Here is a 22,989-nt window from a genome sequence, read left to right as displayed (position 1 = left end):
TCGTACGCCGCCCGCTCACCGCGCCCCGGCCAGGGCCTGTGCCAGTACGGCCGGGGCGCGCACCAGCGAGGGCCCGCACCAGGTCAGATACCGGCCGCTGACCAGCGCGGCGGGCAGGCCGGGGAACGCCTCGGGACCGTCCTCGGCGCTGAAGCGATAGGGCTCGTCGGGCAGCACCACGAGGTCCGCGGCACCGGCGCGGAGGGCGTCGAGGGGGATACGGGGGTAGCGGTCCGCATGGTCCGCGTAGCGGTTGCGGACGCCCGTGCGGGCCAGGAGATCACCGGCGAAGGTGTCCCGGCCCAGCACCATCCACGGCCGGCGCCAGACCGGCACCACCGCCGTCCGTTCGGCAGGACCGACCGGCAGGTCCCGCCAGGCGGCCTCGGCGGCGTCCAGCCACTCGGGCCGGGCCAGCCCGCAGCCGTGGACGAGGACCCGCTCCAGCTCCCGGAACGCCTGCGGCAGGGTCCGTACCTCGGTGACCAGCACCTCGATCCCGGCGGCGCGCAACGCGGCGAGATCGGGCTCCCGGTTCTCCTCCTCGTTGGCGATCACGAGGTCGGGGGCGAGGGCGGCGATCCGCTCCGTGTCCGGGTTCTTGGTACCGCCGATGCGCACGACATCGAGTCCGGCCGGCTCGCTGCACCAGTCGGTGGCCCCCACCAGCAGACCGGGCGCGGTGCAGGCGACCGCCTCCGTCAGCGAGGGGACGAGTGAGACCACGCGGCGCGGCGGAGTGCGGCTCATCATGGCGCCAGGGTACGCAATTCACTGCCCGCGACGGGCGGTTGTGCACCATCGGACAATAGCGGGGACAGCCCTCGCTTCCCTAGCATCGACGCGAGTTGATCAAGCATCACCAAGGGAGAACTGAGGGATTTTCTGCATGCACAGCCACCGCCGAAAGGGCACCCTCCTCAGCGTGCTGGCCACGGGTCTCGCACTCGTTTCGCCTTTGGCGCTCAGTGCGCCGGCGCAGGCCGCCCCGGTCAAGGGATTTCATTCCAAGTCGGGCGGCACGGGATGCCCGGGCGCCTATGACACGGCGTTCATCTACGTCAAGGGTGCCGCGAAGTTCCGGGTCAGCTGGCGGGTATCGGGTGGAAAACTGCACACCCAGGAGTACTGGAACGACCCGTCCGGTATCTCGTCCAAGGCCATTCCGACCTGGCGGGACCAGGTCTACTGGAAAGTGACCTCGGTCTGGGGCACGAAGAAGAACCTGGTCAAGGTGTACGGATTCTGTAGCGTGAAGGGAAACCGGTGACGCCCCGCATGAAGAAGAAGATCACTGCGGTGCTGGCCGCCGCCGGTGCCACGCTGCTCCTCGCCCCGGGTGCCGCGCACGCCACCGAGAAGGAAGGCGGCTACAAGCGCTGCGGCAAGGGCCAGGAAGTCATCATCACCTCCAAGGCCGTCGGCCACATCGTGCACAAGTTCAAGATCCCGGGTAAGGGACACCACGTCTGGACCCAGGATTTCGGCCACAAGAACTATCTGCTCACGGACCGGCCCACCCCGACCGGACTGCGTTCGGTGAAATACCGGATCTATGCGCTGGACGTGCCGGGAAAGTTCGACGGGGCCAAAGTCCGGAGCTTCAGGCTCCTGTGCCGCAAGTTCTGAGGCCTATCCCGCCGCACCGCCGATCCGTCCCGTCTCGCATTCCGTACCGCATTACGTCTCGCATTCCGTACCGCGGACCGGAAACAGCCGAGCCCCGCCACCGAAGAGTTCCGGTGGCGGGGCTCGCCCTGGCGAAGTGGACGCCGGTGAGGATTACTTCACGGGTGCCATCTTGTCGACGATGCCCGGGTGGGCATCGATCCACTTCTGGACGCCCTTGTCCTCGTTGCCCTTGCCGGCGGCCTGAATGTCCTTCTCCAGGCTGCCGAGCTCATCGGCGTTCATCTTCCAGTTCTTCAACCAGCCGTTGAACTCCGGGAATTTCTTCGGGAAGCTCTTGTTGCCGATCGTCTTGATCTGGTTGTTGGCGCCCCAGGTGCCCTGCGGGTCCTTGAGCTTGGTGAGGTCGTACTTGCTGTACGCCCAGTGCGGGGACCACAGGACCACCGCGATGGGTTCCTTCTTGTCGTAGGCCCGCTCCAGCTCGGTGAGCATGGCGCTGGTCCCGGCCTCGGTGACGTCGAAGCCGTCCAGGCCGTAGGCAGGAGACACCACGCTCTTGAGGCGCTTCATCTCGCCGGTGCCCGGCTCGATTCCGATGATCTTGCCGTCGAAGGTGTCCTTGTGCTTGCGCAGATCGTCCAGGGTCTTCACACCCTTGACGTAGGACGGTACGGCGATCTCCAGCGAGGTCTTGTCGTACCAGGCCCCGACGTCGACGAGATCGTCCTTGTACTTGTCCCAGTACTGCTTCTGCGCCACCGGAAGCCAGGCGTCGGTTTCGACGTCGATCTGCCCCGTCGACAGTCCGGTCCACATCGGCCCGACATCGAGGTTCTGGAGCTTCGGCCGGTAGCCCCGCTTCTCCAGAATGTTCTTCCAGAGGTACGTCGTGGCAATGCCCTCGTCCCACGCCGGGAAGCCCATGGTCGGGGTCTTGCCCGCGTCCTTGCCCTTGGCGTAGGCGGCCTTGGCGGACGGCGCCAGCTTGTTGACCAGGCCCGGGTGCTGCTTGAGCCAGGCGCGCACGCCCTCCTGCTCATGCCCCGTACCGGCGTTCTTGACCTCGCTCTCGAGGCTGGTGAGCTGCTTCTCGTCCAGGTGGAACTTCTTCATCCAGCCGGCGACCTGCGGCTCGTCGTGGGCGAAGCCCTTGCGGCCCAGCATGTGCAGGCTGTCCCCGGAGCCGAAGGAGCCCTTGGGGTCCTTGAGCTTGGTCAGCTTGTACTTGTCGTAGGCCCAGTGCGGCGACCACAGCGTGACGGCGATCGGCTTCTTGTCGTGGATCGAGCGGTCCAGCTCGGTGAGCATGGACGAGGTGCTCGACTCCATGACCTTGTACTCGCCGCCCAGGCCGTAATCCTTGAGGACCTTGTCCTTGAGGATCTTCATCTCGCCCGCGCCCGGCTCGATACCGACGATCTTCCCGCCGAACGTGCCGCCCTTGCCCTTGAGGTCGTCCAGGGTCTTGACGTCCTTCATGTAGGACGGGACCGCGATCTCCAGGGAGGTCTTGTCGTACCAGGCGCCCAGGTCCTCGAGCTTGTCCTTGTACTTCTTCCAGTACTCCGCGTGGGTCGTCGGCAGCCAGGCGTTGGTCTGCACGTCGATGTCACCACGGGCCTGGCCGGTGAAGAGCGGACCGGCATCCAGGGCCTGGACCTTGGGCTTGTACCCGCGCTGTTCGAGGATTTCCTTCCACAGGAACGTCGTGGCCTTGCCCTCGTCCCAGTTGACGTAGCCGAGGCTGACCGGCCGGCCGTTGCCGTCGGTGCCCGCCGCGCCGCCCTTCTCCTTGCCGGCGAAGCTCATCCCTCCGGCGATCAGCGCGAGCACCACCACCGCGACCGTAGCGACCGAGGTCGCGGGCTTCCAGTGGAGGAACTTCAGGCCGCCGAGCGCGGCCTGCGCCTTCGCCAGCGCGCGCCGACCGAGCGGGGAGACCCGCTGGTTGAGCGCGCTGGTCATCCGGTCCAGGTACACCGCGAGGATGACGACCGCGAGACCGCCCTCCGCGCCCAGCTTCACATCGACCGAGCTGAGCGAGAGGTAGACGGTGCCGCCGAGACCGGCGCCGCCGACCATGCCCGCGATGACGACCATGGACAGCGCCAGCATGATGACCTGGTTGATACCGGCCATGATCGTCGGCAGGGCCAGCGGCAGCTGTACGCGGAAGAGCGTGCGCCGTGGATGGGTGCCGAACGCATCGGCGGCCTCGACCAGTTCGCCGTCGACCTGCCGGATGCCCAGTTCGGTCATGCGGACCGCGGGCGGCATGGAGAAGACGATGGTCGACACGATGCCGGGGACGGCACCGAGGCCGAAGAAGAGGATGCCGGGGATCAGGTAGACCATCGCGGGCATCGTCTGCATCAGGTCCAGGACCGGACGCACCGCTCCACTGACGGCACGGTTCCGGGCCGCCCAGACACCGAGGGGTACGGCGACCGCGATGGTGATGATGCAGGCCACGAGCACCAGCGAGAGCGACTGCATGGTCTGGTGCCACTGCTCGATCGAATCGATCAAGGCGAAGCCGAGGAATGTCAGCACAGCGGCCGGCAGACCGCGCAGCCACCAGGCGATCACCGCGAAGATGCCCGTCAGGAGCAGCGGCTCGGGGCCGGAGAGGACCGTGAGGATGCCGTCGTAGAAGCCCCCCAGCACGGTCGTGACGAAGTGGAAGAGCCACTCGGCGTGGTCACGCAGCCATTCGACCAGGCTGTCGGCCCAACTGCCTATCGGAATCCTAGGCACCGGCGCTCACCTTGTCCTCGGGGTCGTGGTCCGTGGGCGCGTTGCCGGACGTGTGCTCGGGGGTCTCGTCCGCGGACGTCTTGTCCGCAGGCGTCTTGTCCGCGGCTATCCCGTCGCCCGAGGCCTCGGCCTGGACGGGAACGGCCGGGGCCTGCACCGCGGATTCGCCGAGGACGGCGAGCAGCCGCTCGGCCGTGACGGCACCGACCAGTTCGCCCTTCTCATCGGTCACGGCGACCGGAACGGTGCTGGTCGAGCAGGGCGTGAACAGTTCGACGAGCAGGGTGTCGACACCGACCGTGGCAGGTGCGGCGGCCCGGAACTCCGCCGCGGTGGCGAGCTTCTTGCCCTCCGGGGTCGTGGCGCCGAGCACGGTCCCGACCTCGGCCATGATCGCGCCCGCGGTCAGTACCCGCGAACGGTCCACGTCCTGGGTGAAGGAGGCGACATAGTCGGTGGCCGGGGTGACGAGGATGTCCTCGGCGCTGCCGATCTGGACGATCCGGCCGTCGCGCATCACGGCGATCTTGTCGCCGAGCCGCATGGCCTCGTTCAGGTCGTGGGTGATGAAGACGATGGTCTTCTTCAGCGCCTTCTGGAGCTCCAGCAGCTGGTCCTGCATATCGCGGCGGATCAGCGGGTCGAGCGCGCTGAAGGACTCGTCCATCAGCAGCAGATCCGCATTGGTGGCCAGCGCACGGGCCAGGCCCACGCGCTGCTGCATCCCGCCGGACAGCTCGTCGGGCCAGGACTTCTCCCAGCCCTTGAGCCCGGTGAGTTCGAGCGCTTCGGTGGCGCGCTTCGTCCGCTCGGCGCGCGGTACACCCTGCACTTCGAGGCCGTAGGCGGCGTTCTCCAGCACACTGCGGTGCGGGAAGAGCGCGAAGTGCTGGAAGACCATGGAGATCTTCTCGGAGCGGACCTTGCGCAGCTCCTTGTCGCTGAGCGAGGTGAGGTCCTGGCCGTCGAACCGGACGGTTCCCGACGTCGGCTCCAGCAGCCCGTTGAGCGTGCGCAGCAGGGTGGACTTGCCGGACCCGGACAGACCCATGACGACGAATATCTGGCCCTCGTCCACCTCGATCGACGCGTCGATCACCGCAGCGGTGGTGCCTTCGGCCCGCAGGTCCTCCCGGCTGGCGCCGGCTTCGAGCTTGCGGACCGCGTCCTCGGGTCGTCTGCCGAACACTTTGTACAGGTGCTCGGCTTGCAGCCTGGACACATATGCCTCTCTTGTCGAACCAGTGACGACCTGCCACCCCCGTAGCCAGGTCGTGGAGTGGCACGGGTTCTGCCCGCCTTTACCGGTCGAAAAGTTGAATTTCGATCGGGTCCACTCCGGCTGCGCACCTGCCCTTCTTTATGCGGCTCAAACAAGACGGTGATTCACCTCACATCCGCGTGACGTATGGGGCATACGGCAAGATGCGGGATGTGACTCGACGCCTGATGCTCCTCGACACCGCCTCTCTCTACTTCCGCGCCTATTTCGGGGTACCGGAATCAGTCAAAGCCCCGGACGGCACCCCGGTGAACGCGGTGCGCGGCCTGCTGGACTTCATCGCCCGGCTCGTCCAGGACCACCACCCCGATGACCTGGTCGCCTGCATGGACTTCGACTGGCGCCCCCAGTGGCGGGTCGACCTGATCCCCTCGTACAAGGCGCACCGGGTCGCCGAGGAGGCTCCGGCCGGATCCGCGGAGCCCGACGAGGAGGAGATCCCCGACACCCTCTCACCCCAGGTCCCGGTCATCGAGGACGTCCTGGACGCCCTGGGCATCGCCCGTATCGGGGCGGCCGGCTACGAGGCCGACGACATCATCGGCACCCTGACCGCGCAGGCCAAGGGCCCGGTGGACATCGTCACCGGCGACCGCGACCTCTTCCAGCTCGTCGACGACCGGCGCGGCATCCGCATCCTGTATCCGCTCAAGGGCGTCGGCACCCTCCAGATCACCGATGAGGCGCTGCTGCGCGAGAAGTACGGCGTGGACGGCCCCGGCTACGTAGATCTGGCGCTGCTGCGCGGCGACCCCAGCGACGGCCTGCCCGGCGTCCCGGGGATCGGCGAGAAGACGGCCGCGAAACTGCTGGACACCTACGGCAACCTGGCGGGCATCATGGCCGCCGCCGAGGACCCCGCTTCGAAGGTGACCCCCGCCCAGCGCAAGCGGCTGCTGGAGGCACGCCCGTATGTCGCGGTCGCCCCGAAGGTCGTGAAGGTGGCCACCGATGCGTCCGTCCCCGTCGTCGACCACGCCCTGCCGGGCGAACCGGCCGACCCCGAGCGGCTGGAAGCGCTGGCCGACCAATGGGGTCTCGGTGGCGCATTGCAGCGCCTGCTCCTCACCCTCCGCCGATGACCTGTTAGGTTAGGTATACCTAACAAATATCGCATCAGGGGAGACCGCCGTGGCAGCAGAGCGACCGTCCCGCAAGAAGCCCACCCTGCACCGCGCCCGGGTGCAGCGCACCGAGCAGCTCACCCCGCACATGGTCCGCGTGGTGCTGGGCGGTGAGGGGCTGGCGGAGTTCACGGCGGGCGAATTCTCCGACCATTACGTCAAGCTGGTCTTTCCGTTGCCCGGCGTGCGCTACCCCGAGCCGTTCGACATCACGCAGATCCGCGCCGAGCTCCCCCGCAACCGCTGGCCCAGGACCCGTACGTACACCGTCCGTGCCTGGGACGCCGGAACCCGCGAGATGACCGTGGACTTCGTGGTGCACGGCGACGAGGGCGTGGCCGGACCGTGGGCGGCCGCGGCGAAGCCGGGCGAGGAGATCTTCCTTCTCGGTCCGGGCGGCGCCTACGCCCCGGAGGCCGGCGCCGACTGGCATCTGCTGGCGGGCGACGAGAGCGCGCTGCCGGCCATCGCCGCGTCCCTGGCGCGGATGCCCGAGGGTGTACCGGTGCACGCCTTCATCGAGGTGGCGGGCCCGGAGGAGCGCCAGGAGCTGGAGGTACCGGCCGGCGCCGAGATCCGCTGGCTGTACCGCGGCGCCGCACCGGTCGGCCGCGAACTGGTCGCCGCCGTACGGGCGCTGGAGTTCCCGGCCGGTCAGGTCCAGGCGTTCGTGCACGGCGAGGCCGGGTTCGTGAAGGAGCTGCGGCGCCTGCTCCGCGTCGAGCGCGACATCCCCCGCGAGGCCCTGTCCATCTCCGGCTACTGGCGCACCGGCCACGACGAGGACGGCTGGCAGGCCGCCAAGCGCGACTGGAACCAGCAGGTCGAGGCCGAGCAGGAGTCCGCGACGGCGACGGCCTCCTGACCCGGCGGCACGGCCCGGCCGGCCCCTTCCACCACGAGACCCTCGCGGGCCCGCAGGCCGTGGGCCCGGGTCACGTCCTCGGCGGCGGAGGGGGCCCGCGCTACGGCGTATGACAGACCGCTTCGATGTTGTTGCCGTCGGGGTCACGGACGAAGGCTCCGTAGTACGACGCGTGGTATTGGGGCCACAGCCGTGGCGCGTGCAGGGACTCGGCGCCGGCCGCAACGGCCGCGGCGTGGAAGGCGTCGACGGCCGCGCGGCCGTCCGCGGCGAAGGCGAGATGCACCTCGCGGGCCGGGCCGTCGTCGGTGGCCGGGACGAGCCAGAGGGTGTGTCCGGTGGTGCCGAAGCTGATGAACTCGCCGAATTCCTTGGTCCGTTGCCCCCCGAGCGGGGCGAGGACACGGTCGTAGAAATCCGCGCTCGCTGCGACATTGCTGACCTGGATCGCGATGTGATCAATCATGCCGTCAGCGTTCCACCGGCACCGGGAGTCTGTCGCGGCGATTACCGCCAGGAGCCCCCTCGGGCGCCCGTCGTAAAGCCCGTCGAAGAGCCCGTCGAAGAGCCCGTCGGCAGCCCCGCCCGGACCGCGGACCGGAGCGCCGGCCGGCTCAGTCGTGGTGGAAGACCTCCCGCATCGGGGTCCACCACTCCCCCGGTACGGCGCCTTCGGTCTGCTCCTGGCAGGGATCGGTGAGCTGCCACCACCGCCTGGTCACCGGGTCGGCGGCCCTCCGCGCCATGTCGGCGGCGTAGTCCTCCCCGGCGTACTCGGCATACGAGAACAGCATCTCGCCCTCGAGGAAGATCGAGTAGTTGCGGAGATGGCAGGCGGTGATCATCGCCAGCACCTCGGGCCAGACCTCCGCATGCAGCCGCAGATACTCCTCGCGGTGTTCCGGGCGCAGGCCGGCACCCGCTGACGAACCCGCAGAACGCCGGGTCACAGCGGCTGCTGGCGGTGGCCGCCGAGGGCGAGCGGCACGACCGGGCGCTATGGACCCCGACCGCCGCGGAGACCGGCGGCGCGGACAACTCCACGGCCCTGGTCGGCACGCCGGAGACCGTCGCCGAGGCCCTGCTCGACTACTACGACCTGGGCGTGGACATCCTTTCCGCGCGCGGCTACGACCTGCTCGACGACGCCATCGACTTCGGGCGGTATGTCATCCCGATCGTGCGCGAGGAGGTCGCCAAGCGCGACGCGGAGCGGGCGGCCACCGGCGGCCGGCAGGCGTTGTCACCCGCCGCCGCCCGCTAGGCGACAGCAGTCGGCGCCGCACCCCCGTCGGAAGGGGTGCGGCGCCGTACCGCTCGGGCCGGGACCGGCCGCTGTCGCTCAGCCCACCGACGAGTACGCCACCACGCCGCGGAGCACACCGTCCACGGCCTTACGGGCGGTACGCGCCACCGTGCCGCCGGGCGGGGCCGCCGCCGCGATCTGGCCGAGGACATCGATCAGCTGCTTGCACCAGCGGACGAAGTCACCAGCGGGCATCTCGGCCTCCCGGAGCACCTCGTCGAGGCCGAAGCCGGAGGCCCAGCGGTAGGCGGCCCAGGCGAAGCCGAGGTCCGGCTCGCGCTGGCCGACGCCCTCCGCCTGGTTGATCTTGTGGTCCTCCTCCAGGGCGTCCAGCCGGCCCCAGATACGCACCATCTCGCCCAGCGCGTCCCTGGCCTTGCCGGCCGGCAGCTTGGGCGCCACCGCATCGTCCGCCTGCCGCGCCTCGTACACCAGCGCCGAGGCGCAGGCCGCCAGCTCCGCCGGGCCGAGGCCCTCCCAGACGCCCTCCCGCAGGCACTCGCTCGCCAGCAGATCCAGCTCGCCGTAGAGCCGGGCCAGCCGACGGCCCTCGTCGGTGACCGTGTCGCCTTCGAGGTAGTCCAGCCCGGTCAGCAGTGCGCAGATCCGGTCGAAGGTGCGGGCAATGGTGTTCGTCCGCCCCTCGATCCGGCGCTCCAACTGGCGGGTGTCGCGCAGCAGTCGGTGATAGCGCTCCGCCCAGCGGGCGTGGTCCTCGCGCTCGGCACAGCCATGGCAGGGGTGCGCCCTGATCTCCGTACGCAGCCGGGCGATCTCCCGGTCGTCGGCCGCCTCCGAGCGCGGCTTGCGATGCCGCGACGGGACGACATGACCGGCCTTCGTCCGCAGCGCGGACGCCAGATCGCGGCGCGACTGCGGGCTGCGGGCGTTGAAGGACTTGGGGATCCGCATCCGGTCCAACGCCTCGACCGGCACCGGGAAGTCCATCGAGGCCAGCCGCTTGACCTGCCGCTCGGCGGTCAGCACCAGCGGCCGCGGCCCGTCCTGCGCATCGAAGCCGCGATGGCCGTTCGTCCGCCCCGAGGGCATACCGGGGTCGAGGACCAGCGCCAGACCCGCGTACTTGCCGGTCGGCACATGGATGACATCGCCGGGCTTCAGCTTCTCCAGCGCCGCCGCGGCCGCCACCCGGCGCTGTGCCGCGCCCTGCTTGGCCAGCTCCGTCTCCCGCTCCTTCAGCTCCCGCCGCAGCCGGGAGTACTCCTCGAAGTCGCCGAGGTGACAGGTCATCGAGCCGCGGTAGCCCTCCAGCCCCTCCTCATTCTTCTGCACCTGCCGCGTGATCCCGACCACCGACTTGTCGGCCTGGAACTGCGCGAAGGACATCTCCAGCAGCTCCCGCGAACGGTGCCGGCCGAACTGGGAGACGAGGTTGACCGCCATGTTGTACGACGGCTTGAAGGAGGACCGCAGCGGATACGTACGGGTCCCGGCGAGCCCGGCCAGCGCGCCCGGGTTCATCCCCCGCTGCCACAGCACCACCGCATGGCCCTCGATGTCGATGCCGCGGCGCCCGGCGCGGCCGGTCAGCTGGGTGTACTCACCGGGAGTGATGTCGGCGTGCTGCTCGCCGTTCCACTTCACCAGCTTTTCCAACACCACGGAACGCGCGGGCATGTTGATGCCCAGCGCCAGCGTCTCGGTGGCGAAGACGGCCTTGACCAGGCCCTTGACGAACAGCTCCTCGACGACCTCCTTGAACGTCGGCAGCATGCCGGCGTGATGCGCCGCGATGCCCCGCTCCAGGCCCTCCAGCCACTCGAAGTAGCCCAGCACATGGAGGTCGTCGTCCGGGATACCGGCCGTCCGCGCCTCCACTATGCGACGGACCTGCTCGCGGCCCTCCTGGTCGTTGAGCCGCAGGCCCGAATACAGGCACTGCTGGACGGCGGCCTCGCAGCCAGCACGGCTGAAGATGAAGGTGATCGCGGGCAGCAGGCCCTCGTTGTCGAGGCGGTCGATGACCTCCGGGCGGCTCGGCGTCCAGATCCGGGCACGCTGGCGCCGCTCACGCTCGCGGTCCGCCTCGCGCAGATTGCGGCCCCGGCGCTTGTCCCGGCCGAACGTCGGGCGGCTGTTCTCCATGCGCGCCAGCCGCTCCAGATCGGGATTGACCTCGCGGCGGCCGCCGCTCTGCCCGTCCCGCTCCTCGAACAGGTCGTATGTCCGGCGGCCCGCGAGGACGTGCTGCCACAGCGGCACCGGCCGGTGCTCGGAGACGATCACGGCGGTGTCACCACGGACCGTGTCCAGCCAGTCACCGAACTCCTCGGCGTTGGAGACCGTGGCCGACAGTGACACCAGCGTCACCGACTCGGGAAGATGGATGATCACCTCTTCCCAGACGGCACCGCGGAAGCGGTCGGAGAGGTAGTGCACCTCGTCCATGACCACATAGCCGAGTCCGACCAGCGACTGCGAGCCGGAATAGAGCATGTTCCGCAGCACCTCGGTGGTCATCACGACCACCGGAGCCTCGGAGTTGACGCTGTTGTCGCCGGTCAGCAGACCGACCTTGTCGGCGCCGTAACGCTTGACCAGGTCCTGGTACTTCTGGTTGGACAGCGCCTTGATGGGCGTGGTGTAGAAGCATTTTCGACCCTGCTCCAGGGCCAGGTGGACGGCGAATTCGCCGACGATCGTCTTTCCGGATCCAGTAGGGGCCGCGACCAGCACGCCCTTGCCGGCCTCCAGGGCCTGGCACGCCTCGACCTGGAACGGATCCAGGCCAAAGTCGTACATTTCTCGGAAAGGGGCGAGTGCGGTGGCCTGCTCGGCCGCCCGGAGCTTGGCGGCGGCATAGCGTTCAGCAGGGGACATGTCCTCGGTCATCGTGCTTACGAGCCTACCGGCCACCTCTGACAACGACCGATCATTATGGGCAGCCTTTGCCCGGCCCCCTTCGGTCCCGGAACGCCGGGACCCCCGTGCACGAGGGAGCGGGGCGGCGGGGCACCGGGGCGGAACGAATTCGCTGTCATGGTCACAAGAGATCCCCTACGATCATCTTGATCATTCCGTGCCTCCGGACGACGAAGGGGGACGATGAACAAGTTCAAGGCAGCAACGGTGACCGCGGCGCTGGCCGTGACTGCGGTGGCGCTTCCGATGGCCACAGCCGGCCCGGCGGCGGCCGCTACCTCGGCCGTGGGCAAGTGCGTCAAGGCGACGTGGCACCCGAGCAACAACTCCGTGGACATCGCCAACAACGGCAAGAAGGCGATCAAGGTGCAGATCGCCGAACGCTTCTGGCCGGACAGCGACTGCTACACGATCCGCGCGGGGGGCGAGCTCCACTACAAGGGCACCGGCCAGCTGACGGGCATCAAGTACTGCTGAACCCGTGTCAGCCGGGCAGACACGGCGGGCAGACACGATGAAGGGGGAGGCTCCATAGGAGCCTCCCCCTTCTGCGGTCCTTCGGCCTCACACGGCCGCCTCCGCGATCCGTGCCGAGCCGGGTGAGAGGGCCCGGCCCGCCGGCTTCGTCAGGTGACGTCGTCGAAGCTGCCGCGCTTCACGTCGCCATCTCCGCTTGCCTGCTCCGGCAACGCCGCGGTCGCCGCCACCGGCTCGATCTCGCCGATCTCCGTAGGCGTCAGATCAAGGTCGGAGGCCTCGTCGTCGGCCGGTCCTGCCGCGAGCCGTCGCCGCCGCCGGGCGTCGTTGGCCAGCGCAACCCCGACGGCGCCGAAGTACAGCACGGTGATCGGGATGGCCAGGGCGAGCATGGTCAGCGGGTCCGTACTCGGCGTCGCGATCGCCGCGAAGACCGTGATGCCCATGACCATCGCCCGCCACCAGCCGAGCATGCGTTTGCCGGTGATGACGCCGGCGAAGTTCAGCATGACCAGGAGCAGAGGCAGCTCGAAGGAAAGGCCGAAGACGATGACCATCCTGGCGATGAGGTCGAGCAGCTTGTCCAGCGTGAGGAGGTTGCCGATGCCGGCCGGGGTGAAGGCGATGAGGACGTCCGCCGTGGTGGGCAGCACCCGGTACGCGAAGTAGCCGCCGGCCACGAACAGCGGAAAGCCCACGCCGACGAAGCTGAGCGTGTACTTCTTCTCGTTCCGGTGCAGCCCCGGGGCGAGGAAGGCCCAGAGCTGGTAGAGCCAGACCGGCGCCGACAGGATGAGACCGGCGACCAGGGAGACCTTCAGCGCGAGGGTGAAGGGGCCGAGCAGGTCCATCATCACGATGCTGGCGCATCGCGAGCCCTTCTCCTGCTTGGCGAGGTCGGTGAAGAGCGAGTTGCAGCCCACCGACTGCAACACCGGCTTCGTGAAGAAGTTGATGATCTCTTCGTAGAAGAAGGCCGCGACGACCGTCGCGACGACAATGGCCAGCAAGCCCTTGGCGAGCCGGTTGCGGAGCTCGCGCAGGTGCTCCACGAGAGGCATGCGCCCCTCGGGGTCTTTCGCCTTCTGTTGTGTGTTGGGGGCAGACTTGAGCAACCCACGTCCTCATCTCATGCGACGGGCAGTGGACGCGCCACTGCCACAGTCAAGCCCTGGATTCAGCGCTGCACGCTGTGATCGTTCTCGGCAACCGGCCGAGCACCGTTCACGTCACCAGGCGCCGCCTTGATCGTCCGGGTCGCACTCTGCGAGTCGGGGTTCGGCGGGTCGGAGGGGGCTTCCTGCTTCTGGCCGCCCTCGGACTTCATCGCCTTCGCCTCGCTCTTGAGGATGCGGGCGGACTTGCCGAGCGAGCGCGCCATGTCGGGCAGCTTCTTGGCGCCGAACAGCAGGACGACGACGACGAGAATGAGAATGATCTCGGGAGCGCCGATCTTTCCGAACAACATAAGCGTCTACCTTCTCACCGAGGCGGCTGGGGATGGAGCTACCTGACTTGGCCGGACATCCGTCCGCCCGCCGTGCTAGCAGCGATCGTAACGCTCACGGGTAAACGCTGGGCAACCCCTGTGCGCACTCCGAGTAGCGGGCCGGGCCTCACGCTTCGGCCCTGCGGAACAGCCTACCGTCCACACGTACGAGAGCTTCGGCCCGTCACGCCCGCTACTCCGTTTCCCGCCAATGCGCCGATGCGGCCAGTGGTGCCGCCGCCCGCTCCAGGTCCTCGGCAGCCCGCTGGATCCGCTCCGACGTCGCTCCGACCTGGCGGGCAAGCCGTCGTACTTCGGCGAAGACGCGGACGGCGAGGACGCCGAGCACGGCGATCCCGACGAAGCCGAGAGCGATTGCGATCATGGGCCAGAGCATGGGGCGAGCCTATCGGTCAGCCCGTGTGCAGCCGCAGCGTGCGGACCCCGCCGCCGGTGAGCAGCTCGATGATCCGCTCGCCGGCCGGTTTGCGCACCGCGCGGCGGCAGTCGGGGCAGGTGAAGGAGTAGAAGGTGGTGCGGCTGCTGCCGCCGATCGCCAGCCGGAAGGCGTCCGAGGCCAGTTCGAAGCGGCCCCGGCAGTCCGGGCAGGCCGCCTTGAAGAGCACCGGGGCGGTCATGCCCGCCAGGGCGGTGGTCGCCCTCGTGGACGTCATCCTTCGCTGCCTCCTCCTTCTCCCTGCGCGACGCGGCGCGCCACCCGGTCCGCCGCGCTCACTCGCCGTACGCCGCGAGCGCCTGGTCGGCGGCCTGCCGCGCACTGTCCGCGAGGGCCTGCGGCGCCACGATCCGGCCGTCGCGGCCCAGTCGCAGCGCCAGCCGCCGCAGCGAGGCCGGGTCGGGGGTGCGCAGCGTGATGCGCAGTCCGCCGTCGGGGAGTTCCTCGGCACTGTCGTGCGGGTAGTACTCGGCGACCCAGCGGCCGCCGGGCCCGACCTCGATGGACACCTCGGGGTCCTCGGCCGCGGGCTGTACCAGCCCCTCCGACAGATCGCGCAGCTCGACCGGCGGCGGGTCGGCGGGCGCGTCCAGCAGCTTGATCTCGGCGACCCGGTCGAGACGGAAGGTGCGCCGGGCCTCCGAGAGCCGGCACCACGCCTCCATATAGGTGTGTCCGACGGCGAAGAGCCGGATCGGGTCGACCTCGCGCTCGGTCAGCTCGTCACGGGCCGGGGAGTAGTAGCGCAGCCACAGCCGGCGCCGCTCGGCGATGGCGCGGTCCACGTCGGCGAACACCCCGCCCTCGGACTCGAAGGTCACCGACAGCCGGGCACTGGCGCCGGCCGCCTCACCGGCCGCCGCCTCCAGCTTCGCAGTGGCGCGCAGCAGCGCCTGCCGGTCGCCCTCGCGCAGCCCGGGGAGGGTGGCCACCGCACGGGCCGCGACGAGCAGCGCGGTCGCCTCGTCGGCGGCCAGCCGCAACGGCTCCGCGACATCGTCGGGGTTGTGCCACCAGATGCGGTCGCCGTCGGTGTCGATGTCCAGGAGGTCGCCGCCGCGGAAGCTCGTACCGCACATCGGCAGGATGTCGAGGTCGGTGATCAGCTCGTCCTCGGTGATGCCGAAGGCGCGGGCGACATCACCGACGCGGGCACCGGGGCGCTCGCGCAGATAGGTCACCAGGGACAGCATCCGGCGGGTCTGGTCGATCGCGTTCGTCGCCATGGGTCTCTTATCCCTCTCAGCCCTTGGCCACGGCGCGCAGCCGGTCGATGACCTCGGCACGCAGTTCCGCGGGTTCCAGTACGACCACGTCGGGCCCGAACTCCACCAGCCAGGCGTCGAGTCCGTGGCCGTTGGGGATCTCCAGTTCGTCCCAGCCGTCGCCCAGGTCGCGAACGGTGAGCGCACGGGCGCGCAGCGGATAGCCGTGCTCGGCACGGAGCCTGATCCGTGCGGTGCCGGTGGCGGTCTCCCCGGCCCAGCTCTCGACGGTCTCGCGGACGGTGACGTGATCGGGCACCGGAGCGGTGAACGCCCCTTGCCGGGAACGGACCTTGCCGGTGATCCGGGAGAGCCGGAAGACCCGCTCCGCCTTGCGCTCGCGGTCCCAGCCGGCCACGTACCAATGACCCCGCCAGCATTCGAGGATCCACGGTTCGACCTGCCGCTGCTCGGGGTGGGCGGCGTTCGACTTGCGGTAGTCGAAGACGACCGGGCGGCGGTCGCGGCAGGCCAGCATCAGCGGCTCGAAGGCGGCCTCATGGGCCGGGATACGGGGTTCCAGAGCGCTGTGCGGCTGCCCGGCGTCATAGCCCGCCCCGTCACCGGCCAGCGGCATACCGGCCGCGCGCAGCTTCTGGAGCGCGCCGCTGGCGGCGCCCGCCAGCCGGGCCTGCTGCCAGATCTTCGCGGCCAGCCCCAGGGCGGCGGCCTCCTCGGCGTCCAGCGTGATCGGGGGCAGTCGGTTGCTGTCGCGGCGGGCGAGATAGCCGATGTCGCCCTCGATGCCCTCGACGGTCTCGATGACCAGGCCGAGCTCGCGCAGGTCATCCTTGTCGCGCTCGAACATGCGGTTGAACGAGTCGTCGCTGCTCGCCTCGATATAGGCCTCGATGGACGACCTGAGCTCACGCTTGGTCAGCGGGCGTCGTGTCCCCAGCAGGCACAGCGCCAGGTTCATCAGCCGCTCGGCCTTGGCAATCGCCATCGACGCCCTTTCTTGTTGAACTCCCGATCGTTGACCGTACCGCTCGGGGAGGTCAGGGCAAAAGCCGGAGGGCCCGCGCCATCTCGGCACGGGCCCTCGGACACGTCAGCAGCGGTCGCGCACGGCGACCGGCACCGGTCTCAGACGGAGACCAGGTCGCAGACGAAGATCAGCGTCTCGCCCGGGGCGATCCGGCCGCCGCCGGCACCGCGGTCGCCGTACGCCAGGTGCGCGGGGATGGTCAGCCGACGGCGGCCGCCGACCTTCATGCCCTGCACGCCCTGGTCCCAGCCGGCGATGACCTGGCCGGCGCCCAGCTGGAACTGGAGCGGCTTGCCGCGGTTCCAGCTCGCGTCGAACTCCTCGCCGGTGCTGAACGACACGCCGACATAGTGGACGGAGACGGTGTCCCCGGCCTTGGCGACCGGCCCGTCGCCCTCCGTCAGGTCCACGATCTCGAGCTCGGTGGGAGCCGCGCCCTCAGGAAAGTCGATCTCGGGCTTGTCGATGCTCACGAATGTGCTCCTACTTACGAATCTTTACGATTACTGCCTCAGTCTCGCAGATCAACGTCAGCTGACGCTGAGGACATCCACGGAGAAGGCAAGATCCGATCCGATGGACTTCTGCTGGTCCGGGGTCAGCTTGCTCTTGGGCACCACGATCAGCACCCGGCTGCCGGCCTTCTTGCCCTTGAGGCCTTCCTGCCAGCCCGGCAGCTGTGCGATGGGCACCTCCTGCGCCCCGGACTGCCCCGGTGCCCAGGTGTCGGCGATCACCTTGCCGTCCTTCCAGGTGGCCACCGTGTAGTTGGCACGTACGGTGGCCTTGGTGCCGATCTTCGGGCCCTTGCCCTCGATGATCGTCTCGCTCTCGATGCCCTTCGGGGCGTCCTGGCCCTTGGGGATGGTGATCTTCGGCGCCTTGCCGTCGATGTTGGTGCCCACCTTGGGCAGCTCGGCGTTGTCCTGCGCGACCGGCTTGCCCTCGATCTTGTTCGGCATGACCTTCTTGAGGTCCACGACGAAGACCAGCGTGGAGTTCGCCGGAATCTTCTGCTGCGCCTGCGCGCCGTAACCCTTGTCCGGCGGGATCACCAACTCGACGCGGCTGCCGAGCTTCTGGCCCACCAGACCCTCGTCCCAGCCCTTGATGACCTTGCCGCTGCCGATCTCGAAGGTGGCCGGGGCACCACGGTCCCAGCTGTTGTCGAAGGCGGAGCCGGTCCAGGTCTGGCCGAGGTAGTTGGCGTTGAGGGCGTCGCCCTTCTTCACCGCCGGGCCGTTGCCCTTCTTCAGCACCTTGACCTGAAGTTTCTTGGGCGGGTCACCTTCGCCCTTTGCCACCTTGGGCTTGGCGTCCGCCTGCCCGCTCACCGCCGGCACTGAGCCGGCCTTGGGTGAGTCGTCATTGCCGCAGGCCGCTGCGGAGACGAGAAGCAGGGGCACGGCGATCAGGGCTGCGATTCGGCGTCGGCGCACGTAAATCCCTCAAGACGGGCTGCGATCAATGTAAATGGACTGGGCCACTCTAACCACGCCACGCAACAGTGGCGGGGTCCATGTCACATGGACCCCGCCACTGTTGCACTCGACCGGCACCCTCACCGGCCTCACACGCCTCGGGCACCGCCACCCGAACGGGTCGGATTTCCCGCCGTGGACCCACGAGGGGAAATCCGCCCGGGCGCGGTGCACCGGACACTCACCGGAATCGGCTCACATGCCGGCGATCAGCTTCTCCACCCGGTCGTCCACCGAACGGAACGGGTCCTTGCACAGGACCGTGCGCTGCGCCTGGTCATTCAGCTTGAGATGCACCCAGTCGACTGTGAAATCACGGCGCTGCTCCTGGGCCCGGCGAATGAAGTCGCCGCGCAGCCTGGCGCGGGTGGTCTGCGGCGGCACCGACTTGCCCTCGAAAATCTTCAAGTCGTTACAGATCCGCGCCGCTTGCCCCTTCCGCTCCAAGAGGTAGTACAGCCCTCGGCGGCGGTGGATGTCGTGATACGCGAGGTCTATCTGCGCCACCCGGGGGTGGGACATGGTGATGTTGTTCTTTGTGCGATACCGCTCGATGAGCTGATGTTTCATCACCCAGTCGATCTCGGTCGAGATACGGTCGAGCTGCTCGTCCCGGATCGCCTCGAGCGTGCGGCCCCACAGTTCCAGGACCTGCTCGACGGTGCCCGTACGGATTCCGCGGCGGTCGCAGAAATCCACGGCCTTCTCGTAGTACTCCTGCTGGACTTCGAGCGCCGATGCCTCGCGCCCGCTGGCCAGCCGCACCTTGCGCTGGCCCGTGATGTCATGACTGACCTCGCGGATGGCCCGGATCGGGTTCTCCAGCGTCAGATCCCGCATGACCGTGCCCGCCTCGATCATGCGCAGGACGAGATCGGTGGCCCCGACCTTCAGCATCATGGTCGTCTCGGACATATTGGAGTCACCGACGATGACATGCAGCCGGCGGTACCGCTCGGCATCCGCATGCGGTTCGTCGCGGGTATTGATGATCGGCCGGGAGCGGGTCGTCGCCGAGGAGACGCCCTCCCAGATGTGCTCCGCACGCTGGCTGACGCAGTAGACGGCGCCACGCGGAGTCTGTAGCACCTTGCCCGCGCCGCACAGCAGCTGACGGGTGACGAGGAACGGAATGAGGATGTCCGCGAGCCGGGAGAACTCACCATGGCGGGCGACGAGATAATTCTCGTGACACCCGTAGGAGTTTCCCGCCGAATCGGTGTTGTTCTTGAAGAGATAGACGTCGCCCGCGATTCCCTCCTCGTGCAGGCGGCGTTCGGCGTCGACGAGCAGGCCTTCGAGAATGCGCTCGCCGGCCTTGTCGTGAGTGACCAGTTCGGTCACGTTGTCGCACTCGGGAGTTGCATATTCCGGGTGCGATCCCACGTCCAAGTACAGGCGGGCGCCGTTCCGCAGGAAGACATTGCTGCTGCGGCCCCATGACACGACACGGCGGAAGAGGTACCGCGCCACTTCGTCAGGCGACAGTCGGCGCTGTCCCCTGAACGTGCACGTGACGCCGTACTCGTTCTCCAGCCCGAAAATGCGGCGGTCCATGACTGAACATTACGCCTGACGGCCTGCTCTGAAACCGAGTTCGACGGCCCCGTTTCGATCATTTTCCGCCGGGGCCGCATCTGCCGTACGCAGCACGGGATCCCCGAGAAATCGCTTCGTCGACAAAAGGACGAGCAGCGCGGCGAGCCCACCGGCTCCGGCCACCGCGAAACCCGCCACCGCGCCGCCGCTCCCCACGGCCGGACCCACCACCGAAGCGCCCACCGCCGACCCGACACCGAACGTCGTCACCAGCCAGGAAAACGCCTCCGTCACCGTGCCCTTGGGCGCATGCCGGTCCACCACCACGAACGCACAGGCCAGCGCCGGCGCCAGGAACACCCCCGCGACACCGGTCAACGCCGTCATCCCGATGACACCCGGCACCAGCACCAGCGGCAGATAGCCCAGTGCCAGCAGGGCGGTCAACAGCCGCAGCCGGCCCTCCGGCCGCCCCGGCCATTCGCGCGCGCCGTAGACGAGGCCACCGGCCAGCGCGCCGACACCCAGCGAGGACAGCAGCAAGCTGGAGACCATCCCCCCGCCGTGCTCATCGGCGTACGCCACCGCCGCGACCGCGATCGACCCCAGCGCCAGCCCCACGAAGAAGAACGCGCCGATCAGCACCAGCATCCCGGCCGAACGCAACGCACCCAGCCAGTGCGCCTCCCGCGGACCGCTGCGCCACTGCCGGGACGGCTCGGAGACGACCACGGAGAGCGCGCCGAGCACCCCGATCAGGTTGATCACCAGCAGCGCCACCCCCTCCGACCAGGCCGCCACGCACAGCGTCACCAGCAAGGGCCCCACCGCGAACATGACTTCCTGCGCCACCGCGTCCAGCGCATAGGCGGCATGCACCCGGTCCGCGCGCTTGAGGACCCCGGGCCACAGCGCCCGCAGGCCGCCCTCCAGGGGCGGGGTGAAGAAACCGGCGATCACCATGGCGACGAAGGCGAGCCACAGCACATCCAGGCCGACGACCGCGAGCAGCGCCGTACCGAGCGCCGAGAGCACCGAGGCGGGCAGCATCACCCGCGGCTGGCCGTAGAGGTCCACCGCCCGGCCCAGCAGTGGCTGGCCGACGGCATTGCAGACGCCGTAGACCGCGGAGAGCGCGCCGGCCAGGGCGTAGCTGCCGCCCTCGGCGCGGATGAAGAGCACCACCGCCAGCGCGGCGGTGGCGTTCGGCAGCCTGCCGACCAGCGTCCCCACCAGGAGCCGGGCCGCGTGCCGGGTTCTGAGCAGCTCCGCATATCCCGCGGCCATCCCTGCCCCTTTCCCGTCCGGAGCGGACGGACATGATACGTATAACCTTCGCCGTTATACGTATCATGACCCCCACCCCAGGTCCACCCCGCAACGGCGACGCGAGGAGCGATACCCCAGGTGACCAGCAACGAGACCACCACACCCGGCAGGCGCCCGGCAGGCGGCCGCACCACCAGCCGGGACGTGGCCCGCGCCGCCGGAGTCTCCCAGGCCGCCGTCTCACTCGTCCTGGGCGACAAATGGCGCGGCCGGGTCTCCCCCGCCAAGGCCGAGGCCGTCCGCACCGCCGCCCGCCAGTTGGGCTACCGTCCCAACCTCGCCGCCCGCAGCCTGCGGATGGGCCGCACCCGCACCGCCCTGCTGGTCGTCCCCGCCCTGACCACCGAATTCTTCGCCCGCGTCTACACCGGCGCGGCCCGGATCGCCGCCGACCACGACTTCGGAGTGGTCCTCTACCCCTCCCCCGAAGGCATCGGCCCCGCCCGCGACCCCTTCGGCTCCGCCTCGGCCACCCTGGACGGCGTGATCGCCTCGTCCATGGCCGCCAAGGCCCTCACCGCCCTCCGGGACGCCGACCTGCCGCTGGTCATGCTGGACAGCGACCCCGACGACGACCGGGCCACCGCCACCGTCAACCTGGACATCGCCGACGGCGCGCGACAATTGGCCGCCCATCTGACAGCGCTCGGCCATCGCCGCATCACCCACCTCGCGGCCGATGTGCACTCCTGGACCTTCGACCTGCGCGCCCGCGCCGTCAGCGCAGCATGCGACGGCGTCCCCGGCACGCTGCTGCGCCGCCGACCGGCCGCCCTCGGTGTCGACGCCGGGCTGCACGCCGCACATGCCGCCCTGACCGCCCCCGGCCCCCGCCCCACGGCGCTGCTCTGCGACGACGACATCATCGCCGCGGGCGCCTGCAAGGCCGTACGCCGGCTGGGCCTGCGGGTCCCCGAGGACGTCTCCGTCACCGGCTTCGACGACCTGGCCCTGGCCGTCGCCGTCGAGCCGGAGCTCACGACCGTACGACTGCCCGCCGAGGAATTCGGCGAGGCCGGCATGCGGGCCCTGATGAGCGTGCTCGACGGCCGCCCCGCCGATGCCCCCACCCTGCCGGTCGAACTGATCACCCGCGGCTCCACCGCCCCGCCCCCGGACGCCCCCGAAAACGCCGCGCGCCCCGGCGGGGAATGACCCACCGGGGCGCGCGACAGGGGCATCCGCCCCACAGCGTTGCGTCAGAGCAGAGGCTCCCCTTCGGGGCCGTCCTCGCCCGAAGCGCCCTTGCCCTTGGTCCCCTTGTCCTTGGCGCCCTTGTCCCCGGCGCCCTCGGCGGCGGTCCCGGACTCCCCGGCACCGGCATCCGCATCCGCCGCGTCCCCGGCATCCGCCCCGCCGCTCTCGTCCAGCAGCCGGGACAGCTGCCGCCCCAGGATCCGCTTGAACTTGCGCTTCTGCGGGCGCGTACGGTCCAGCGTCGCGACCTCGAGCTGCTCGGCGGTCAGCGTACGTTCACCGCCGTTGTTGTCCCGGGAGAGCGAATCCACCGCCAGCTTGAGCGCCTCGGCCAGCGTCATACCGTCGCGGTGACGCTGGTCGAGATAGCTGCTGATCTGGTCGGCGCTGCCACCGACCGCCACCGACCCGTGCTCGTCGACGATCGAGCCGTCGTGCGGCAGCCGGTAGATCTGGTCGTCCTCAGGGGCGGCACCGACCTCGGCAACGATCAGCTCGACCTCGTACGGCTTCTCGGCGGCGCTGGAGAAAATCGTGCCGAGCGTCTGGGCATAGACATTCGCCAGGCCCCGCGCGGTCACATCCTCACGGTCGTAGGTGTAGCCCCGCAGATCGGCGTAGCGCACACCGCCGATCCGCAGATTCTCGAACTCGTTGTACTTGCCGACCGCCGCAAAAGCGATCCGGTCATAGATCTCGCTGACCTTGTGCAGGGCGCGGGAGGGATTCTCGGCGACGAAGACCACGCCGTCGGTGTATTGCAGCACCACGACACTACGGCCGCGGGCAATGCCCTTGCGGGCGTACTCGGCGCGATCGGCCATGGCCTGCTGGGGTGAGACATAGAACGGCGTCGACACCGGCTATCCGTCCCTTCCTGTCAAAAGGTCTCGCAGTGGCTGGGGGCTCCCCCGGCCG

23 protein-coding genes and 1 pseudogene are annotated in these 22,989 nt (G+C 69.2%); 7 read left to right on the top strand and 17 right to left on the bottom strand.

The window, feature by feature from the left end; genetic code table 11:
- Positions 1-15: 15 nt before the first annotated feature.
- Positions 16-753 carry a helical backbone metal receptor gene (locus tag IF67_RS0118700; protein ID WP_107050249.1) on the bottom strand — a complete coding sequence of 246 codons (738 nt, stop codon included), beginning with the start codon at positions 751-753 and terminating at the stop codon, positions 16-18.
- Positions 754-889: 136 nt separating this feature from the next.
- Between IF67_RS0118700 and IF67_RS0118695 the strand changes: the two genes are divergently transcribed.
- Together IF67_RS0118695 and IF67_RS0118690 are read left to right on the top strand one after the other, a co-directional pair.
- Positions 890-1,270, top strand: coding sequence for a hypothetical protein (locus IF67_RS0118695; protein WP_030987069.1), 381 nt, complete (start codon positions 890-892; stop codon positions 1,268-1,270).
- Positions 1,267-1,629 carry a hypothetical protein gene (locus IF67_RS0118690; protein WP_158713113.1) on the top strand — a complete coding sequence of 121 codons (363 nt, stop codon included), beginning with the start codon at positions 1,267-1,269 and terminating at the stop codon, positions 1,627-1,629. Before IF67_RS0118695 ends, IF67_RS0118690 begins: the two co-directional genes overlap by 4 nt.
- A 153-nt stretch (positions 1,630-1,782) precedes the next feature.
- Here the strand turns inward: IF67_RS0118690 and IF67_RS0118685 are convergent, their stop codons facing one another.
- Together IF67_RS0118685 and IF67_RS0118680 are read right to left on the bottom strand one after the other, a co-directional pair.
- On the bottom strand, positions 1,783-4,389 hold the full coding sequence (locus IF67_RS0118685) for an ABC transporter permease/substrate binding protein (RefSeq protein ID WP_030987065.1): 2,607 nt from the start codon (positions 4,387-4,389) through the stop codon (positions 1,783-1,785).
- Positions 4,382-5,611 carry a quaternary amine ABC transporter ATP-binding protein gene (locus IF67_RS0118680; protein ID WP_037839557.1) on the bottom strand — a complete coding sequence of 410 codons (1,230 nt, stop codon included), beginning with the start codon at positions 5,609-5,611 and terminating at the stop codon, positions 4,382-4,384. Before IF67_RS0118680 ends, IF67_RS0118685 begins: the two co-directional genes overlap by 8 nt.
- Positions 5,612-5,838: 227 nt before the next feature.
- Here IF67_RS0118680 and IF67_RS0118675 point away from each other — a divergent pair, with 227 nt between their 5' ends.
- Both IF67_RS0118675 and IF67_RS0118670 read left to right on the top strand, forming a co-directional pair.
- Entirely contained in the window at positions 5,839-6,753 is a 915-nt protein-coding gene (locus IF67_RS0118675) for a 5'-3' exonuclease (protein ID WP_030987060.1), read from the top strand.
- A 49-nt stretch (positions 6,754-6,802) separates the two neighbouring features.
- Positions 6,803-7,660 (top strand): siderophore-interacting protein, encoded by an 858-nt coding sequence (locus tag IF67_RS0118670; RefSeq protein ID WP_030987059.1) that lies wholly within the window; start codon positions 6,803-6,805, stop codon positions 7,658-7,660.
- Between the two features lie 100 nt (positions 7,661-7,760).
- Here IF67_RS0118670 and IF67_RS0118665 read toward each other — a convergent pair whose 3' ends face one another.
- Together IF67_RS0118665 and IF67_RS0118660 are read right to left on the bottom strand one after the other, a co-directional pair.
- Positions 7,761-8,126, bottom strand: coding sequence for a VOC family protein (locus IF67_RS0118665; protein ID WP_030987057.1), 366 nt, complete (start codon positions 8,124-8,126; stop codon positions 7,761-7,763).
- Positions 8,127-8,274: 148 nt separating this feature from the next.
- A complete protein-coding gene (locus tag IF67_RS0118660) occupies positions 8,275-8,610 on the bottom strand; it encodes an L-rhamnose mutarotase (protein ID WP_051818258.1) in 336 nt (111 codons plus the stop codon).
- Between IF67_RS0118660 and IF67_RS0118655 the strand changes: the two are divergent.
- A pseudogene (locus IF67_RS0118655) lies at positions 8,583-8,924 on the top strand (LLM class flavin-dependent oxidoreductase); the annotation flags it as partial. The gene IF67_RS0118660 and the pseudogene IF67_RS0118655 sit on opposite strands and share 28 nt — an antisense overlap.
- A 78-nt stretch (positions 8,925-9,002) precedes the next feature.
- Here IF67_RS0118655 and IF67_RS0118650 read toward each other — a convergent pair.
- Complete coding sequence (locus IF67_RS0118650; RefSeq protein WP_030987053.1) at positions 9,003-11,819, bottom strand: DEAD/DEAH box helicase; 2,817 nt, start codon at positions 11,817-11,819, stop codon at positions 9,003-9,005.
- 213 nt (positions 11,820-12,032) lie between these two features.
- Between IF67_RS0118650 and IF67_RS0118645 the strand changes: the two genes are divergently transcribed.
- Positions 12,033-12,326: a hypothetical protein gene (locus IF67_RS0118645; RefSeq protein WP_030987051.1), complete on the top strand. Its 294-nt coding sequence runs from the start codon at positions 12,033-12,035 to the stop codon at positions 12,324-12,326.
- Between the two features lie 149 nt (positions 12,327-12,475).
- Here IF67_RS0118645 and tatC read toward each other — a convergent pair whose 3' ends face one another.
- The 10 genes from tatC to IF67_RS0118595 all read right to left on the bottom strand — a co-directional run bounded on the left by tatC (position 12,476) and on the right by IF67_RS0118595 (position 20,832).
- Complete coding sequence (gene tatC, locus IF67_RS0118640) at positions 12,476-13,441, bottom strand: twin-arginine translocase subunit TatC (RefSeq protein ID WP_030987049.1); 966 nt, start codon at positions 13,439-13,441, stop codon at positions 12,476-12,478.
- Between the two features lie 62 nt (positions 13,442-13,503).
- Positions 13,504-13,791, bottom strand: a complete 288-nt coding sequence (gene tatA, locus IF67_RS0118635; RefSeq protein WP_030084780.1) for a Sec-independent protein translocase subunit TatA — start codon at positions 13,789-13,791, stop codon at positions 13,504-13,506.
- A 217-nt stretch (positions 13,792-14,008) separates the two neighbouring features.
- A complete protein-coding gene (locus IF67_RS0118630) occupies positions 14,009-14,212 on the bottom strand; it encodes a hypothetical protein (RefSeq protein WP_030987047.1) in 204 nt (67 codons plus the stop codon).
- A 16-nt stretch (positions 14,213-14,228) separates the two neighbouring features.
- Positions 14,229-14,489, bottom strand: coding sequence for a hypothetical protein (locus IF67_RS0118625; RefSeq protein ID WP_030987045.1), 261 nt, complete (start codon positions 14,487-14,489; stop codon positions 14,229-14,231).
- A 58-nt stretch (positions 14,490-14,547) separates the two neighbouring features.
- Positions 14,548-15,498, bottom strand: coding sequence for a helix-turn-helix transcriptional regulator (locus tag IF67_RS0118620; RefSeq protein WP_030987042.1), 951 nt, complete (start codon positions 15,496-15,498; stop codon positions 14,548-14,550).
- Positions 15,499-15,514: 16 nt separating this feature from the next.
- The gene (locus IF67_RS0118615) at positions 15,515-16,483 is read right to left on the bottom strand and encodes a helix-turn-helix transcriptional regulator (protein ID WP_030987039.1); all 969 of its coding nucleotides are present in this window, start codon (positions 16,481-16,483) and stop codon (positions 15,515-15,517) included.
- A gap of 140 nt (positions 16,484-16,623) precedes the next feature.
- Positions 16,624-16,998, bottom strand: coding sequence for an FKBP-type peptidyl-prolyl cis-trans isomerase (locus tag IF67_RS0118610; RefSeq protein ID WP_030987037.1), 375 nt, complete (start codon positions 16,996-16,998; stop codon positions 16,624-16,626).
- Positions 16,999-17,055: 57 nt separating this feature from the next.
- A complete protein-coding gene (locus IF67_RS0118605) occupies positions 17,056-17,964 on the bottom strand; it encodes an FKBP-type peptidyl-prolyl cis-trans isomerase (protein ID WP_051818255.1) in 909 nt (302 codons plus the stop codon).
- Between the two features lie 237 nt (positions 17,965-18,201).
- The gene (gene pafA / locus IF67_RS0118600) at positions 18,202-19,563 is read right to left on the bottom strand and encodes a Pup--protein ligase (protein WP_030987033.1); all 1,362 of its coding nucleotides are present in this window, start codon (positions 19,561-19,563) and stop codon (positions 18,202-18,204) included.
- A 9-nt stretch (positions 19,564-19,572) separates the two neighbouring features.
- The gene (locus IF67_RS0118595) at positions 19,573-20,832 is read right to left on the bottom strand and encodes an MFS transporter (RefSeq protein ID WP_030987031.1); all 1,260 of its coding nucleotides are present in this window, start codon (positions 20,830-20,832) and stop codon (positions 19,573-19,575) included.
- A 120-nt stretch (positions 20,833-20,952) separates the two neighbouring features.
- Here IF67_RS0118595 and IF67_RS0118590 point away from each other — a divergent pair, with 120 nt between their 5' ends.
- The gene (locus IF67_RS0118590; protein ID WP_030987029.1) at positions 20,953-22,029 is read left to right on the top strand and encodes a LacI family DNA-binding transcriptional regulator; all 1,077 of its coding nucleotides are present in this window, start codon (positions 20,953-20,955) and stop codon (positions 22,027-22,029) included.
- Between the two features lie 44 nt (positions 22,030-22,073).
- On the opposite strand, the gene prcA is transcribed toward IF67_RS0118590, so the two are convergent.
- Positions 22,074-22,931 (bottom strand): proteasome subunit alpha, encoded by an 858-nt coding sequence (gene prcA / locus IF67_RS0118585; protein WP_030987025.1) that lies wholly within the window; start codon positions 22,929-22,931, stop codon positions 22,074-22,076.
- Positions 22,932-22,989: the final 58 nt, after the last annotated feature.

Origin of the sequence: Streptomyces sp. NRRL S-1813 (genome assembly GCF_000719605.1) — a bacterium.
GTDB lineage: Bacteria > Actinomycetota > Actinomycetes > Streptomycetales > Streptomycetaceae > Streptomyces > Streptomyces decoyicus.
The sequence above is the reverse complement of the archived record's forward strand: the minus strand, read 5'-3'. Positions and strand labels throughout refer to the sequence as shown.

Coding starts and splice junctions, on each gene's coding strand:
- IF67_RS0118630 (WP_030987047.1), bottom strand. CDS start 14,212: ATGCTCTGGCCCATGATCGCAATCGCTCTCGGCTTCGTCGGGATCGCC.
- pafA (WP_030987033.1), bottom strand. CDS start 19,563: ATGGACCGCCGCATTTTCGGGCTGGAGAACGAGTACGGCGTCACGTGC.
- IF67_RS0118620 (WP_030987042.1), bottom strand. CDS start 15,498: ATGGCGACGAACGCGATCGACCAGACCCGCCGGATGCTGTCCCTGGTG.
- IF67_RS0118625 (WP_030987045.1), bottom strand. CDS start 14,489: ATGACGTCCACGAGGGCGACCACCGCCCTGGCGGGCATGACCGCCCCG.
- IF67_RS0118645 (WP_030987051.1), top strand. CDS start 12,033: ATGAACAAGTTCAAGGCAGCAACGGTGACCGCGGCGCTGGCCGTGACT.
- IF67_RS0118695 (WP_030987069.1), top strand. CDS start 890: ATGCACAGCCACCGCCGAAAGGGCACCCTCCTCAGCGTGCTGGCCACG.
- IF67_RS0118615 (WP_030987039.1), bottom strand. CDS start 16,483: ATGGCGATTGCCAAGGCCGAGCGGCTGATGAACCTGGCGCTGTGCCTG.
- IF67_RS0118700 (WP_107050249.1), bottom strand. CDS start 753: ATGATGAGCCGCACTCCGCCGCGCCGCGTGGTCTCACTCGTCCCCTCG.
- IF67_RS0118650 (WP_030987053.1), bottom strand. CDS start 11,819: ATGACCGAGGACATGTCCCCTGCTGAACGCTATGCCGCCGCCAAGCTC.
- IF67_RS0118675 (WP_030987060.1), top strand. CDS start 5,839: ATGCTCCTCGACACCGCCTCTCTCTACTTCCGCGCCTATTTCGGGGTA.
- IF67_RS0118665 (WP_030987057.1), bottom strand. CDS start 8,126: ATGATTGATCACATCGCGATCCAGGTCAGCAATGTCGCAGCGAGCGCG.
- IF67_RS0118595 (WP_030987031.1), bottom strand. CDS start 20,832: ATGGCCGCGGGATATGCGGAGCTGCTCAGAACCCGGCACGCGGCCCGG.